The sequence below is a fragment of the Paraburkholderia ribeironis genome (assembly GCF_900019265.1).
Classification (GTDB): Bacteria; Pseudomonadota; Gammaproteobacteria; order Burkholderiales; family Burkholderiaceae; genus Paraburkholderia; species Paraburkholderia ribeironis.
The window spans coordinates 116966-132785 of record NZ_CYGX02000025.1; the positions used below are offsets into that span (position 1 = coordinate 116966).

The 15820-nt window shown below is 66.9% G+C and carries 15 protein-coding genes and 1 pseudogene; all 16 read right to left on the reverse strand.

The features are described 5' to 3' along the window. Positions 1-26: 26 nt before the first annotated feature. On the reverse strand, positions 27-1268 hold the full coding sequence (locus BN2475_RS12305; protein WP_094779792.1) for a beta-ketoacyl synthase N-terminal-like domain-containing protein: 1242 nt from the start codon (positions 1266-1268) through the stop codon (positions 27-29). Then, positions 1265-2491 carry a beta-ketoacyl-ACP synthase gene (locus BN2475_RS12310; protein WP_094779793.1) on the reverse strand — a complete coding sequence of 409 codons (1227 nt, stop codon included), beginning with the start codon at positions 2489-2491 and terminating at the stop codon, positions 1265-1267. Before BN2475_RS12310 ends, BN2475_RS12305 begins: the two co-directional genes overlap by 4 nt. Further along, entirely contained in the window at positions 2491-3216 is a 726-nt protein-coding gene (locus tag BN2475_RS12315; RefSeq protein ID WP_094779794.1) for a 3-ketoacyl-ACP reductase FabG2, read from the reverse strand. Before BN2475_RS12315 ends, BN2475_RS12310 begins: the two co-directional genes overlap by 1 nt. Beyond that, positions 3213-3701, reverse strand: coding sequence for a hotdog family protein (locus BN2475_RS12320; RefSeq protein ID WP_094779870.1), 489 nt, complete (start codon positions 3699-3701; stop codon positions 3213-3215). Before BN2475_RS12320 ends, BN2475_RS12315 begins: the two co-directional genes overlap by 4 nt. 5 nt (positions 3702-3706) lie before the next feature. Further along, positions 3707-4891 carry a beta-ketoacyl-[acyl-carrier-protein] synthase family protein gene (locus tag BN2475_RS12325; RefSeq protein ID WP_094779795.1) on the reverse strand — a complete coding sequence of 395 codons (1185 nt, stop codon included), beginning with the start codon at positions 4889-4891 and terminating at the stop codon, positions 3707-3709. Further along, positions 4888-7323 (reverse strand): MMPL family transporter, encoded by a 2436-nt coding sequence (locus BN2475_RS12330; RefSeq protein WP_094779796.1) that lies wholly within the window; start codon positions 7321-7323, stop codon positions 4888-4890. Before BN2475_RS12330 ends, BN2475_RS12325 begins: the two co-directional genes overlap by 4 nt. After that, the gene (locus BN2475_RS12335) at positions 7323-8093 is read right to left on the reverse strand and encodes an outer membrane lipoprotein carrier protein LolA (RefSeq protein ID WP_245841290.1); all 771 of its coding nucleotides are present in this window, start codon (positions 8091-8093) and stop codon (positions 7323-7325) included. The genes BN2475_RS12330 and BN2475_RS12335 overlap by 1 nt, the downstream gene beginning before the upstream one ends. Continuing rightward, complete coding sequence (locus BN2475_RS12340) at positions 8081-8512, reverse strand: acyl-CoA thioesterase (RefSeq protein ID WP_094779797.1); 432 nt, start codon at positions 8510-8512, stop codon at positions 8081-8083. The genes BN2475_RS12335 and BN2475_RS12340 overlap by 13 nt, the downstream gene beginning before the upstream one ends. Continuing rightward, entirely contained in the window at positions 8509-10122 is a 1614-nt protein-coding gene (locus BN2475_RS12345) for an HAL/PAL/TAL family ammonia-lyase (protein WP_094779798.1), read from the reverse strand. The genes BN2475_RS12340 and BN2475_RS12345 overlap by 4 nt, the downstream gene beginning before the upstream one ends. Further along, positions 10109-11896, reverse strand: coding sequence for a glycosyltransferase family 2 protein (locus tag BN2475_RS12350; protein ID WP_094779799.1), 1788 nt, complete (start codon positions 11894-11896; stop codon positions 10109-10111). Before BN2475_RS12350 ends, BN2475_RS12345 begins: the two co-directional genes overlap by 14 nt. Then, positions 11896-13608 (reverse strand): ApeI family dehydratase, encoded by a 1713-nt coding sequence (locus BN2475_RS12355; RefSeq protein WP_094779800.1) that lies wholly within the window; start codon positions 13606-13608, stop codon positions 11896-11898. Before BN2475_RS12355 ends, BN2475_RS12350 begins: the two co-directional genes overlap by 1 nt. Then, positions 13605-14327 carry a COG4648 family protein gene (locus BN2475_RS12360; RefSeq protein ID WP_094779801.1) on the reverse strand — a complete coding sequence of 241 codons (723 nt, stop codon included), beginning with the start codon at positions 14325-14327 and terminating at the stop codon, positions 13605-13607. Before BN2475_RS12360 ends, BN2475_RS12355 begins: the two co-directional genes overlap by 4 nt. Next, positions 14327-14578 (reverse strand): acyl carrier protein, encoded by a 252-nt coding sequence (locus tag BN2475_RS12365; protein ID WP_094779802.1) that lies wholly within the window; start codon positions 14576-14578, stop codon positions 14327-14329. Before BN2475_RS12365 ends, BN2475_RS12360 begins: the two co-directional genes overlap by 1 nt. A gap of 3 nt (positions 14579-14581) precedes the next feature. Then, positions 14582-14881 (reverse strand): phosphopantetheine-binding protein, encoded by a 300-nt coding sequence (locus BN2475_RS12370; RefSeq protein ID WP_094779803.1) that lies wholly within the window; start codon positions 14879-14881, stop codon positions 14582-14584. After that, entirely contained in the window at positions 14856-15650 is a 795-nt protein-coding gene (locus BN2475_RS12375; RefSeq protein ID WP_094779804.1) for a lysophospholipid acyltransferase family protein, read from the reverse strand. Before BN2475_RS12375 ends, BN2475_RS12370 begins: the two co-directional genes overlap by 26 nt. Continuing rightward, a pseudogene (locus BN2475_RS35480) lies at positions 15634-15820 on the reverse strand (beta-ketoacyl synthase chain length factor); the annotation flags it as partial. The pseudogene BN2475_RS35480 and the gene BN2475_RS12375, both read right to left, overlap by 17 nt.

Here is a 15820-nt window from a genome sequence, read left to right on the forward strand (position 1 = left end):
CGGTTGTTGTTAAAGTTGCGGCCGTTTCAGCCACCCTGCCATGCTTCGAACATCAGGCTCGCGCAACTGCCGCCGAACCCGAACGACACCGACATCGCCGCGTCGATACGCGCATCGCGTGTCATGCGCACGAGCGGCATGTCATGCACTTGCGGCTCCGGCGCGCCGACATTCTCAGTGCCCGCGATGAACCCGTCGCGCATCATCAGTAGCGTGTAGATCGCCTCATGCGCGCCGCACGCACCGAGCGAATGCCCGGTCATGCCTTTGGTCGACGAAAACGCCGGCACGCGACGACCGGACGCGTTGCCGAACACCTCATTCAACGCGCGCAATTCCTCGAGGTCGCCAAGCGGCGTCGACGGTGCGTGCGTGTTGATGTAGTCGGGACGCCGCCGCGCCTGACCCAGCGCGCCGCGCATCGCCCGCGCGATACCCGCCGCCCGCGGCGCGACCATGCCGGCGCTGTCCGTGCAATCGCCAAATCCGCTCAGCTCGGCATAGATGCGCGCACCGCGCGCCAACGCATGATCGAGCGCTTCGAGCACCAGCACGCCGCCACCGGAGGCAATCACGAAGCCGTCGCGCTGCGTGTCATACGGACGCGATGCGCGTTGCGGCATGTCGTTGAAGCCGCGCGACAACGCACCCATCGCGTCGAACATCAGCGTCATGTTGTCGTGCAGCGCTTCGCTGCCGCCAGCCAGCACGATCTGCTGGCGGCCGGTCTGGATCAACTGCATCGCCTGGCCGATCGCGAGCGCCGAGGTCGTGCAGGCCGACGACGGCGAATAGCTGACTCCTTCGAGCCCGAACACCTGAGCGACATTGGCCGACGCGGTGCTGCTCATCGCGTGCGGCACCGTGTACGGCGGCACCTTGTCGACGCCGCGCGCCTCTGCGATCGCGAGCGCCGCGTCGTAACTCGACATCGCGCCGACGCCCGAGCCGATCACCACGCCCGCGTGCGGCGAACGCAACGCGTGGGACGCGAGTCCGGCGTCGCTGATCGCCTGGCGCGCGGCGTGGCACGCAAAGCGCGCGGTGTCGCCCATGAAGCGTTCGAGCTTGCGCTCGAACGGCGGCTCGTGCGCGACCGACGCGACGCCCGCCACTTGCGACGCAAAACCGCGCTCGCGCCACGCATCGACCCGCTCGATGCGCGAGCGGCCCGCGCGCAATGCGGCGGACACATCGTCGAGCGTATTGCCGAGACACGACACGATACCCATGCCGGTGACGACCACGCGTTGCAGCGCGACGCTCATCGAACGCGCCTGAAGATCAGCGACGTATTGATGCCGCCGAACGCGAAGTTGTTGCTCATCACATGTTCGGCGTCGATCTCGCGCCCTGTGCCCACGATATAGTCGAGCGGCGCGCAGGCCGGATCGACGTGCTCGAGATTCAGCGTGGGCGCGTACCAGTTGCGCTTCATCATCTCGATGGTCCACCACGCTTCGAGCGCGCCGCACGCGCCGAGCGTATGCCCCACGTAGCTCTTGAGCGAGCTGATCGGCATGCGCGCGCCAAAGGTCAGCGCGGTCGCCTCGCTTTCGGCGATGTCACCGCGATCGGTCGACGTGCCATGCGCGTTCACGTACGCGATCGCCTCGGGCGGCAGTTGCGCATCGCGCAGCGCGAGTTGCATCGCGACCGCCATCGTGCCGGCGGTCGGCTGGGTCATGTGCGCGCCATCCGAATTGCAGCCGAAACCGACGATCTCCGCATGAATGCGCGCGCCGCGCGCCAACGCGTGCTCGTATTCTTCGAGCACCAGCGTGGCCGCGCCTTCGCCGACCACGAGGCCGTCACGCGCGGCATCGAATGGGCGCGGCGTGAGATGCGGTGCGTCGTTGCGCGTGCTGGTGGCGTACAGCGTATCGAACACCGCGACCGCCGGGCCCGACAGTTCTTCCGCGCCGCCCGCCAGCATCAGCGTCTGCTTGCCGGTCTGGATCGTTTCGTACGCGTAGCCGATCGCCTGACTGCCCGACGCGCATGCGCACGAGGTCGGAATGATGCGCCCTTTCAGATCCCAGAACAGGCTGACGTTGACCGCCGTGGTGTGCGGCATCATCTGCACGTAGCTGTTCGACGTGACATTGGTCATCGCGCCGGTTTCGAGCATCGTGCCGAACGCGCGGATCGGTTCCACCGAACCCGACGACGAGCCGTACGCGACACCCATCCGGCCATCACCGATGTGCGGGTCGTCGGCGAGGCCCGCGTCGGCGAGCGCCAGTTCGCTCGCGCGCACCGAATACAACGACACCGGGCCCATCGAGCGAGTCTTCTTGCGCGGATAGTGCGCCGGCGTGATGAACTCCGGCAGCGGGCACGCGAGCCGCGTATGCAGCGATTCGAAGTAATCCCACTCGGGCATGCGCCGCACCGCATTCTCGCCGCGCCGCAGGCGCGCTTCGATCGCATCCCAGCTATCGCCCAATGCGGTGACGCCGCCCATGCCGGTAATGACGACGCGCTTCATCAGGCCATCCCGCCATTCACGCCGATCACCTGGCGCGTCACATACGAGGCCGCATCCGACATCAGGAAGCTGACCACCGACGCGACCTCGGCCGGCTGGCCGACGCGGTTCATCGGTACCGTCTTGAGCGCCTGTTCGAGCGGCATCTGATCCAGCATGCCGGTTTCGATCAGGCCCGGCGCGACGCAATTGACCGTGATGTTGCGCGTCGCCAGTTCGACCGCGAGCGCCTTGGTCGCGCCGATCAGCCCGGCCTTTGCGGCGCTGTAGTTGACCTGGCCGCGATTGCCCATCACGCCGGACACCGACGCGATCGTGACGATGCGCCCGCCCTTGCGGGTGCGCACCATCGGCATGGTCAACGGATGAACGACGTTGTAGAACGCGTCCAGACCGGTCTCGATCACGATGTCCCAATCTTCTTCGGTGAGCGCGGGAAATGCGGCGTCGCGGGTCACGCCCGCGCTGCAGACGATGCCGTAATACGGGCCGTGCGCGGCGACATCCGCTTCGAGCACCTCACGACACGCGGCGCGCTCGCGCACGTCGAATTGCAGTACGCGTGCGAGCCCGCCTTGCGCGGCGATGCCCGTCGCAACCGCGTCGGCTTCGGCGCGTCCCGTGCGGCAATGCACGGAGACTGCGAAGCCGTCGGCGGCCAACTGGTACGCAATCGCGCGGCCGATGCCGCGGCTTGCGCCGGTAACGAGAACTCGCCGGCTCATGAACTGACACTCCCTTCGATGAATGACTGAAAATCGGGCGGCTGAAAAATCTTGACGACGGCCTCGGCGCAACACACATCGCCATCGTGGATCGTACATTCGTACGCGCCGTGACCTTCTTCACTACGCAGGAATTCGGTCACGCGGATCAGCAGGCACGCGCCGCTGGCGAAGGCCGGCTGCAACGCCTTGTAGCTGCGCGAGCCGAGCAGCACACCGAGCCGCGCACAACCGCCGCCGCGCATCGCCAGCAACGCGACGTGCGCGGCAATCGCCTGCGCCATCAGTTCGATGCCGATCCATGCGGGCATCGCGCCCGCAGTATCGGCGTACCACGCGTGGGCGTCGACGGTGGCATGCGCGGTGAGCGCGTCGTCGCTGAACGTGTCGATGGCATCGATCAGCAGCACGGTGCCGCGATGCGGGATGATCGCTTCGATCGGTTGCCGCGCGAGGTGCTGGATGGTCGGTATGGAATTCGTCACGTGCGTCACCGGGCGAGGATCAAACTGACATTGCTGCCGCCAAAAGCGAACGAGTTGCTCATCACGTATTGCTCACCGGCGGCGCGTGGCAAAAAGCGTTCGCTTTGCACCAGGTCCAGCGCCGGCAACGCGGGATCGGCCTCGCCGTCCCACAGATGACGCAGCAGCGGCACGTCACCGCGTGCGAGCGCGAGCCATGCGAAGCCGAGTTCGGTGGCGCCCGCCGCGCCGAGCTGGTGCCCGGTCAGCGGCTTGGTGCCACTAGTCGGCACGCCGTCGGGAAAGACCCGCGCCATCAGCCTCGCTTCCATCTCGTCGTTCTTGAGCGTGGCGGTGGCGTGCAGATTCACGTAGCCGAGCGCCGACGGTGCGATGCCCGCATCGGCGAGCGCGTCGCGCAACGCGAGTTCGCCGCCGACGCCCTGCGGATCGGGCGCCGAAATGTGATGCGCGTCGCTCGATTCGCCGAGGCCCGCGAGCCGCACCGCCGCTTCGTCGCGGCTCATCAGGAACACGGCCGCGCCTTCGCCGACATTGATCCCGCAACGATTGCGGCTCATCGGATTGGTGCGCACGCCGCTGGTCGATTCGAGCGACGCAAAGCCCTGCACTGTCAATTCGCACAACGAATCGACGCCGCCCACCACCACGGCATCGCACAGGTGCAGTTGCAGCAGCCGGCGTGCCGACGCAAACGCTTTCGCGCTCGACGTGCAAGCGGTCGAGATCGTAAACGCCGGGCCTTGCACGCCGAGCGCGGCGGCCGCGAACGGCGCAGCCGTGCCGATTTCCATCTGCCGGTAGTTGAAGTTGTCGGGCAGTTCGCCCGCTTGCGCCTGGTAGACGAACGCAAATTCGGCGGCTTCGATACCCGACGTGCTGGTGCCGAGCACCACGCCGATCCGATGGGCGCCATAGCGCTCGCGGGCGGCCTCGATGGCCGGTGCGATCTGCGCGAGCGCGGCGAGCAGCAGGCGGTTGTTGCGGCAGTCGTAACGTGCGAGCTCGGCGGGCGGCGCCAGTTCCAGCGGCGCGCGCACGCTGCCGACGAACGCGTCGCCGATCCCCGTGTGCACGAGCGCCATGCCGGGCGCGTGAGTCGCGGCGAGTGCCGGCACGATCTGTTCGAGGTCGCCGCCGAGCGCATTGATCATGCCGAGCGCGTGCAAATAAACTGATGGCGCTTTCATGCTGCCCTCCGTGATTCCGATGGCATGCCGATCGGCGCGAGCAGCACCGCGATCGCAATGCCGAGCGCGAGCGTTGCGCCGAAGCTTTTGAGCGCGGGCATCGCGCTCATGCCGAGCATGCCAAACGACAACAGCGTGGTGGCCGCCGACAGCAGCACGCCGGTCCACACCGCGCCGAGATCCGCATCCGCGCGCAGACACCCTTCGCGCAGAAACACCGCATAGTTTGCGCCGACGCCGAGCACCAGCATCAACGCGAGCCAGTTGAACAGATTGAGCGGCACGCGGGCATAGCCGAACACCGCGAGCGTGACGCCCACCGCGAGCAGCACCGGCAACGTCACGAAGATGCCGCCGCGCGCTCCATAGCGCACCATCAGCAACGCGAGCACCAGCGCGAGCGCGCCGCCGAGCCACCAGCCGCTATCCACGCGATACGCGCCGAACAGCTTCGACACGCTGGCGGCCTTGTCGACGAACACGACGCCCGGCACGCCGTGCGCGAGCGCAATCAGCGCGGGCTCGTTGCGCGGCGTCACGCCCTGCGGAATCACGACGGCCGCATACGCTTGCGTGGCCGGGTCCACTTCGCCGAGCCACAGATGCCGGTACGGCTGCGACCACGGCGCGGCCAGCCAACGGTCGATGGAAAGCGGCGGGTGCGGTTTCGCGTACGCGGCGAGCCAGGCATCGGCGACTTCGTCCTTGAAGCCCGCCTGCAGCAGCGACGCGCGCAATGCGGCGGAGTCGGCGAAGACCTGGCGCGCGAGCAGCGCACGGTCGTCGCCTTGCTGCTTCGCGGACGGCACGAATTGCGCAACCGACTGATAGCCGCCGACGCCGTTCGCCGTGCCGTTCAATGCATCCAGTTTCGCGCCGAGCGCCTCGGCGCGTTGCAGCACCGCCTCCGGCGTCGCACCGCGCACGACGAAAAACTGCGCGCTGTTGTCGACGCCCACCGCTTTTCGCACCGTGTCCTCTTGCGCAACGAGCGATGCATCGCGCTGGATCAGCAGATGGATGTCATCGTCGCTGGTTAGCCGCAACCAGCCGGGAAGCGCGGCGATCAGCAGCAACGCCGCGACCCACCACGCGCGCCGGCCGCCGATCGCGCGATGCCGCAGCGTCAGCACGCGCGCCGCGCGTGCAAACAGGCGTCGCTGGCTGCGCTTCGGTGCGCGCGTGAGCAGCGCAGGCAGCAGCCACATCACGGACGCGAACGCCGTCGTGATGCCCACCATCGCGAAACACGCGATCTGCTTGAGGGCGGGAAACGGTACCCACATCAGGATCGCGTAGCCGAGCAGGCTCGTCGTCAACGCGACCGCCAACGCGGGCCGCACGGTGCGCGCGCCGCGCCACGCGTCCCAATCGCGCTGCGCGCCGAGATACACGACGAAGTATTGAATCGAATAATCGACCGCCTCGCCGATCAGGCTCGCGCCGAACACCAGCGTCAACAGATGCAGCTTGCCGAACACCAGCAACGTCGCGGCGAGCGCGCAGACGATGCCGAGCGCCGTCGACACGAAGCCGAGCAGCAACAGACGCGGCGAACGGAATACCCACATCATCAGCAGCGCAATCCCGCACAACGAGGCGATGCCGATCAGATGCACTTCACGTTCGGACGCACTGCGCGCCGATTCGGCGTAGAACACCGCGCCGGTGCGCGCCACCGAGACGTCGGGGAACGCGTCGCGCAACGCGCTTTCGCCTTGCGCGAGCGCCGCGAGCACCGCGTGCTGCGTTTTCGTTTCGTAGGCCGAGCCCGGCAACGTCGCGACGATCAGCACGCTGGTCGCGGCGCCGCGATGCGCGACCAGCAGGTTGTCTTCGACCTCGAGATTCGACGTCGCGAGCGGCAGGCCGGCCAGCCAGCGTTCGAGCCAGCCGAACGGATCGTCGGCGAGCGGCGTGGTCAGGCCGCCGCGTAGCGGACTGTAGATGCGCTGCATCAGCATATCGTGCAAGCTCGCGCCCGACGCGCCGCCCGCGAGTGCCGCGCGATCTGCCGGCGCCAGCAGACCAAAGCGGTACGGCATGTATAACGCCGCGATCTGCGCCAGATCGAACGGCGGCAACTCCGCCGTCACCGAGCCGAACGCGCCGCTCTTTTGCAGCGACGCGCCAAGCTGCCTCGCCGCCGCTTTCGCGTGCGTGTCGTCGTTGCTCGTGACGAGCAACACCGTGCGATCGCCGAGCGCGCTCGCGAGCGTGTCAACCGCCCGTTCGGCGACCGGGTCCGCCTCGGTGGCGGGCAGCAGCGCGAGCAGATTGGTCTGCAACGGCGATGACTGCGCGAAACGCCAGCCGCAATACAGCGCCGCGACCAGCGCGAGCAGCAGCCACGCGGCGCGCACGCCCCATGCCCGTTTCGCGGACCACTGCTGCGGCATGTCCGGCACGTCCGGCACGTCCGGCACGTCCATTACGGCGCTCCGAGCAGGCTGCGTTCAGCCGGCGTCGGTTCGCTGACGGCCACGCTCTTCGCGAAGTCAAGCTTCGTGACGTCGCCGTTCGCCAGCGTGATGCGCAAGCGTTGCAGATAGGCACCGCCATCCATCTCCAGTCCCTTGATTGACTGCGCGAGCTGCGGCTGGTTCGGCGTGAGCCGCATGCGCCATTGTGCGGCGCTGCCCTCCGCGTGCACATCGAACTGCGAATACAGCGCCGACAGATCGCCGCCGAGCATCGCGCGCATCATCTTCGAGACCTGCGCGACGCCGCGCGTGCCTTGCGCGTTGTGGGCACTGTTGGCGCTCACGCGTTGGCCGTCAGCGTTGAGCTCCGCGACGCCTGCGTCGGTAATGACATAAGTCGCTTTGTACGGCGTGTCGATCTGCCAGATCACGCCGCGCTCGCGCAAGAACAGCAACGCGCCGCTGCTGACGAGCGGCTGCTTCATCGCGGCGAGCGTCTGCGTCTGCGTGAATTGCGCGCGCACGCCTTTGGGCTGTGCAAGGTGCGCGGCGATCTGCGAGACCAGTGCGGAGGAGTCGCCGGTGGTTGCGGCCGTAGTTGCAGCGGTAGTTGCAACAGTAGTTGCAGCGGTAGTTGCAACAGTAGTTGCAGCGGTCGCGCTTGCCGCAGTTGCCGTTGCCGCTGCCCATGCTGGCGAGGCGGGCCATGCGGCCACGCCGGCCACGCTGATCGCACCGATCACACCAACCATCGCCGTGCGCCAATTCATCGGCTCCATACACGCTCCAGCTTGTCGAACACGACCGGTGGCGACACGAACTGCAATTCCTGAGTGGCGGCATCGATGGCGACCTGGATCGTATACCCCTTGGTCAGCCGCTCGCCGGATGCGCAATCGACAATTTCATAGCTTATTTTCAGGCGGTTCTCGTATTCGAGCAGTGTCGTGCGCACGTCGAGTTGCTGACCGTAGACGGCCGGCCGCACATACTTCAGATGGGCCTCGACGATCGGCCACAGATAGCCCGACGCCTGCATCTCGCGATAGTCGTAATCGAAGGTGCGCAGCAGCGCCGCGCGGCCGGTCTCGAAGTACTTCAGATAATTGCCGTGCCAGCATATGTTCATCGCGTCGACGTCGTGAAACGCCACTTCGACGGTCGCGCTCGCGCTGAGCACTTTGGCAGCCCTACTCATGCGCGTGGTCCCCCGCGATAGTCGTCAAGCAATTCGCAATCGGCAATGCGCGCGGTCAACGCTCGCAGCTCGCGCTCCAGCGCGCGGTCCTCATCGACGAACGGCGACTGTGCGCTCACGGCATCGATGAATCTTTGCAGCGGTGCGGGAACCGGTGTCGCGCTGTCGATCCGCAGCCGCAAACGCACGGCCTGCACCGTCGCCAGCGTGTGCGCGGCGGCCACCTGCGCGGTCAATTCCAGCACGCGCAGACAGTCACGCGCGGCGATCGTGCCCATGCTGACCTTGTCCTGATTATGCGCCTCGGTCGAGCGGGAAAAGACGCTCGCGGGCATCGTGTGCTTCAGCGCTTCGGCGGTCCACGCGGATGAGGAAATCTGCACGGCCTTGAAGCCATGATTGATCGCGGCGCGTGCGGGCGCGGCGCCCGACAGATTGCGCGGCAAGCCGTTGTTGAAATTCACGTCGACCAGCAGCGCGAGCTGCCGGTCCATCAGATCGGCGAGATTGGCGAGCGCGACCTTCAGCGCATCCATCGCGAACGCGATATGGCCGCCATAGAAGTTGCCGCCGTGCAGAATTCTTTCGTTGTCCGGATCGATCAGCGGATTGTCGTTGGCGCTGTTCAGTTCGTTCTCGATATCGCGGCGCACCCACGTCAACGCGTCGCGCGCCACGCCGATGACGTGCGGCGCGCAGCGAATCGAATAGCGGTCTTGCAAACGATGCCCCGGCGTATCGTCGCGGCCGGCCAGATCGTCGCGAATCCATGCGGCCGCCTCGGCCTGGCCCGCGTGCGGCTTCACCTCGAACAGGGTCGCGTCGAAATGCGCGGCGCGGCCGTCGAGCGCCACAGTCGACAGCGCCGTGAGACGCGCGGCGAGCCGCGTCAGATGATCGGCACGCGCAAAGGCGAGACAGGCGAGTCCCGTCATCACCGCGGTGCCGTTCATCAGCGCGAGACCTTCTTTCGGCGCGAGCGTGAGCGGCGCGAGACCGAGTTCGGTCCACACTTCGCGCACCTCGCGCAATGCGCCTTCGAACTGCACGTCACGCTCACCCGCGAGCGCCGCTGCCACGTACGACAGCGGCGTCAGATCGCCACTCGCGCCGACCGAGCCTTCGGACGGAATCCGCGGCAACACGCGACGATTGATCAGCACGGCAAGACGCTCGAGCAGCACCGGACGCACGCCGGAAAAACCGTACGCGAGCGAATTGAGCCGCGCGGCGATCACCGCGAGCGTTTGCGCGTCGTCGAGATACTGGCCCATGCCGCAGCCGTGATAACGCGTCAGTTGCAGCGGCAATGCCTCGACCAGTTCCATCGGCACGTCGACCACGCAGGCGTCGCCATAGCCCGTGTTGACGCCGTACACGGTGGCGCCCGCGGCCAGTTGCCGGCGCAGGAAATCCGCGCCGCGCTGGATGCGTGCGCGCCACGCCGGGTCGTCGCTCAATGCGACCGGCGCGCCGTGCTGCGCGATCGCGACGACCTCTTCGATCGTCAGTCGGCGCGCGCCGATCACGACCGCTGGCGCATGCGCATGCACCGTCGGCTGCGCGCTCGCGCCAATGCGACGCGTGTCGCTCAGATCATGTTCGGCCATTCGCGCCTCGCTTGGAGCCGGCCCAGAAATCGAAGAAGTTGAACCATTGATAAGGTGCCTTGCGGCAATAGTGTTCGAGACGCGCCGCATAACGTTGCGCCCACGCGGCGAGATGCTGCGCGCGTTCGCGGCGCGGCAACTCGATGCGCTCGGCGAACGGCTCGAAATACAGCCGGTAGCCGTCGCGCTCTTTCAGGCAGAAGAACAGATAGACCGGACAGCCGAGCGCATGCGCGAGCACATAGGGGCCTTGGGCGAACGGCGCGCGCACGCCGAGAAAATGCGCGTCGGTCGTGCGACCCGCTTCGTGCGCCGGCACGCGGTCGCCGACGATCACCAGCAACTCGCCGGCATCGACACGCTCCTGCATCATCATCGCGGTCTCGGGTCCGAAGTCGCCGATTTCGAGCAGATGTCGCGCGAACTCGCTGTTGGCCGACGCCAGCACGCTGTTGAAGCGGCGCGCGTGCTCGGTATAGACGACCGCGGTGACTTTCGCATGGGCGCCCTGCACGGCCAGCGCGCGAGTCATCTCCAGATTGCCCAGATGCGCGCCGATCACGAGCGCGCCCTTGCCGCTCGCAATCAATGCTTCGAACGCCGAACGATCTTCGAACTTGACGTCAGTGTCGTCGACGCGGCCGGACCATGCGGCGAGCTTGTCGAAGCCCGACTGAGCGAACGCCAGCATGTGGCGATACGCGGAGAGCCAGCCGGGTCGCGGGGTCTCGCCGTGCGGCGCGGATGCGCCGAGATGCGTGAAGTAGTTGCCCGACGCTTTGCGTGCGGCGCGGCCAGTCAGCAAAAAGTACGCGACGATCGGATGCAGCCAGAGCGCGGTGAAGCGGCGGCCGAACAGCTTGCAACTGAGCACGAGCAATGCCATGCCGAGATGACTGCCGCGTTCAGCGATCCGCCACCAGTCCTGGCCGCGCGGTTCGTGCCGTTCGTGCCGTTCGTGCTGTTCGTGCTGCTCGCGCTGCCCGTTGCGTTCGTCCGGTTCGCGCATATCCGCAGCGGGCGCATCGCGGCGTGGCATCACCTTGTGTGCGAGCAGCATCGGCAGACGCCACAGCATGCCGAACGCGAGCCGCGTGTGACTTCGGCTGATCCGCACGTTGTCCCACAGCACGTCGAAATGCGATAGCCCGTCGGCGGCATAGGTGACGCGCGTCGGAATCGAACGGAACGCCGCGCGCCGCCAATGGAGGCGCACGAGAATCTCGATGTCGAAGTCCATGCGCGTCGGCAGCGCCACGCTGTCGATCAGCTCGCAGGCGAGCGCCAATGGATAGAGACGGAAGCCGCACATCGAATCGCGGATCGTCAGCGAAAGCGTTTCGATCCACACCCACACGTGCGTCAAATAGCGGCCGTAGAGGCGTGCTTTCGGCACGCTCTCATCGTAGACCGGGCGGCCGAGAATCACCGCGCCTGGCTCGGCGCGCGCCGCGTCGATGAAGCGCGGCACATCGGTGGCGTCGTGCTGGCCGTCGGCGTCGATCTGCAATGCGTGCGTGTAGCCCGCGTCGCGAGCGGCGCGCAGCCCGGCCATCACCGCCGCGCCTTTACCGCCGTTGACCGGCAGACGCAGCAGCGTGAGCTGCCCCGCGTACTGCTGCGCGAGCGCGGCGAGCACCTGCTGGGTCGCAGCATCGCTGCCGTCGTCGACGACGAAGATCGGCAAGCGCTGCACCGCGAGATTGGCGACAGTCGCGCCGATCGCGTCCTTATGGTTGTAGATCGGAATGACGATGCAAGGAGCGAAGTTCATCACGCCGGCTCCCGATAGACGATCACACCCGACGCGCATTCGCGGCCATCGAGCCGGTAGGCGAACTGCACGCGCCGGCGCGCAGCGTCATGCGCCAGCGTGAGCTTCAACACCGCGCCCGGCGTGATGGGCGCCATGAACTTCAGGCGATCGATCGACGCCACCGCGCGCACGGCCGGCAACTGCTCGGCGGCCAAACGCATCGCCCAGTCGATCTGCACCACGCCCGGCAAGATCGGCAGCCCCGGAAAGTGACCGGCGAAATGCACCAGTGTGGGCGGCACGCGCAACTCGTAGTGCAGCGTATCGCCGCTGCGCGCTTCGGCCAGCACTTCCATGCCTTCGGCGCGCGCCTCGAACACGGCCGCCACCGCGCTGACCGGCAGCTTGCCGCGCGAGTCGAACGGCAGCGTCAAACGGAAACGCCAATGACGCGGCAGCACCACCGCGTCGAAATAGTCGGCGAGATGCCGGCGCAGGGTTTGCGCGAGCAGCACGCGGCCTTCGTCACGCAGTACTGCGCTGCCCGCCTCGGTCAGCGCGACCACTGCGCCGACGCGTTCGCGCGAGGCGCCTTCGAGCGGCACGATCGCCGCTTGTGCGACGTACGGATGGAGCGCGAGCCGCGCTTCGAGTTCGGGCAGCGACACGCGCTTGCCGTCCAGCTTCAGCACGCGATCGAGCCGGCCTTGCAGTCGGAAGCGGCCATGCTCGTCGCAGGAGATGCGGTCGTCGGTGCGGTGCCAGCCTGAGTGATCGAGATGCGGCGAGCGCACGTTCAGCGCGCCGTCTTCGTCGCGGCGCACTTCGATGCCGATCACCGGTTGCCACGCATCGGTCTGATCCTGACGCCGCCATGCGATGCCACCGGTTTCCGTGCTGCCGTAGATTTCGAGCGGCGCGGCGCCATACGTCGCGGCATAGCGCTGCGCGGCTTCCAGTCCGAGCGGGCCGCCTGACGAGAAGAACGCACGCGGCGCGGGCGTCAATGCGGCGAAGCCGGGCAACGCGGGCCAACGCGACAGTTGCGCGGGCGTCGAGACGATCACCGTCGCGCCGCATCGCTCGATCCGGCTTTGCAGATGCAGCGGCTCGAGGCTGATCGCGCGGTCGAACGCGCGGCCGGCGGCAAGCGGCCACAACACGCGAAACAGCAAGCCATAGATGTGATGATGCGGCACGCTCGCGAGCATCGTCGCATCGCCGACCAGCGCGCCCCACTGCGCTTCGAGCGTGTGCACTTCAGCGTTGAATTGCGCGAGCGTCTTGCGGATGGGTTTGGGACTGCCGCTGCTGCCCGACGTGTAGAGCGTGAGCGGCGCGTGCGGGTCGATCGGATGAGCGCGGTGCACTGCGCGCGTCGCGGCGGCATCGACGCTCGCGGACCACGTGAACGGCGGCAGGTCCGCATCGGTCAGCACGGTGTCGTAGGCATCGGCGAGATCGGCGAGATAACCCGGCGTCGCATTGGCCGGGATCACCGGCTCCTTGCCGCACGCGAAGAGCGCGAAGAGGGCACACGCGAACTCGAACGGATCGTCGATGCACAACGCGCAGCGTTGCGCGGCCCGCGTTTGCAGCAGTGCGATCCATGCTGCGACGCGCGCGCGAAACGCCGCGCGATCGAGCACCTCGCCAGCGTCGCGGCACACCGGCGCAGCAAGCATGACGGTCTCACCAGCCGCCGACAATAGATCGTGCAACGCGATCATGCCGCCTCCGAACGCGCGGCGCGCGGCAACACGACCAGATAACGCCAGACGACCTCGGCCACCAGCAGCACGCCGATCAGCCCGTAGGCAATCGCGCCGTTATACAGCGACCAGTTCGCGCGGCTCCAGTACAGCGCCGTATAGGCGGAAAACGCGCCGTTCAGCACGAAGAACGCGCACCACACCTGGGTCACGCGCCGCGTATGGCGCACCGCGCCAGGCGGCAGATCCGGATTGCCGAGCCGCGCGAATTTTTCGATCATCGACGGCCCACGCACGAGCGTCCCGCCAAACGCGATCAGCAAGCCTAGATTGACGAGCGACGGGTAGAGCCGCAACAGCAGCTCGCTATCCGTCACGACGATCGCCGCCGATGCGAAGCTCAACAGACCGAACACGGTCCAGTCGAGCGCCGACAGACGCCGTAGCGAAGTCGCGACCGGGCCGCTGCCGGCCCAGCGCTGCAGCCACAGGATCGCAAACAGCATGCAGCCGACGAGGCGCGGCGTGTCCCAGCGCCACGCACACAGGATCAGCGCGGGATAGGCGAGCTTCAGCAGCGCCTGCACGACAGTCTTGCTCCAGTGGCGGGCGCTGCGAGACTCGGTGCCGGACTCACAGCCAGATCCACAGCCAGATTCACGGCCAGACCCACAGCCGGCCTCGGCCCCCGCGGCCCGCTGCGCAGCCGCTGGCATTCGCGAGCGCGCGATGGGCATCAGCCTTGGGCCGCCAGCAGCGATTCGACCGCACCGATCACGTCGCCGACGGTACGCACCGACTTGAATTCTTCCGGCTTGATGCGGCGGCCCGTCATTTCCTGCAGCTTGATCGCGAGATCGACGGCGTCGATGCTGTCGAGATCGAGGTCTTCGAACAGGTGCGCGTCGGGTGTCACGCGCTCGGGCTCGATGGCGAAGTTCTCTTTGAAGATCGCGCGGATACGGTCAAGAATCTCTGCGTCGGACATGGTCTATTCCCCCTTTTTTGTGATTTCGTCCGCAACGTGCGCCGCTTCGCGCTGACTCGCGACCAGCGCGGCAAGCGTGCTGATCGAGCGGAAATGTTCGCGCGTGCGTTCGTCGTTCGCTGCGATGGTCAGTTGGTATTGTTTGCGCAGCACGATGCCGATTTCGAGCGCGTCGATCGAATCGAGACCGATGCCGTTGGTGTCGAACAGCGGGGCATCGTCGTCGATATCGGCCGGGCTCAGGTCTTCGAGATCGAGGGCCTCGATCAGAAGCTGTTTAATTTCCAGTTTTAAAGAATCCATAATCGAACAGGTGCTGGGTAATGTGGGCTTCGACGGCTTTGGTCACGCTGCGTGCCGCCACTGCCGGTGTCGTGTCATGGACCGCGAGCTGCTCGACGCCGAGCGGCGCGAGCACGTTCACGCGCATCCGGAACGCCCGCGCCGGCACGTCGTACCAGCGCATCTGCCGCGTGAATGCGGGCGGGTCGCAATCCATCAGCACGGGCACAATCGGCGCGCCGGCCTTCAACGCCATATGCGCGAATCCGCGCGAAAACGCATGCAGCCGATTCGGCGCGGGACTGCGCGTGCCTTCGGGAAAAATGATCATCGTGTAGCCGGCCGCCAGTTGCCGCGCGCCGGCCTCGATCAGCTCCGTGGGATCCGCGTTGCTGACGTATTCCGCCGAACGCACGATGCCCCAGAAGCACGGGTTGCTCCAATGCGCGTTCTTGACGACGCAACAGGCGCGCGGCGTGAGTGACAACAGCACCATCACGTCGAGGTAAGTCGGGTGATTGGCGACCACGATCGCCGGAGCGCCCGCGCGCAACGCCCGCGCGCCCGACACGTCGAGCTCCATCACGCCGATACGCTGCAGCACCGCGACCAACGCGCGAAAAAAACTGTGGATCACGCTCGCCACCGCCCGCTGACGCGACGCGCGATGCGGCCACAGCGACGCGAGCGGAAACACCAGCACCGAAAACAGCACCCCGCACACACCGAACACCACGAAGGCCATGCCGGTCGCGCAAAAGCGCCAGAGGTAGTCAAGCCGCGCGGTCATGCCAACTCCAATGCCAGATGGCGCCGGCGTGTTGCCAGCGGGCCGGCTGGCCGGTTTCCAGGCAATGCAGCAGCGCCTGGCTCTGGGTCGCGAAGCACGCTTGCGGCCCCGGGTCGGCTGGCGTGCCAGCAGGGTCGCTCGCGCCAGTCGCGCCGGTTGTGCCGGTTGTG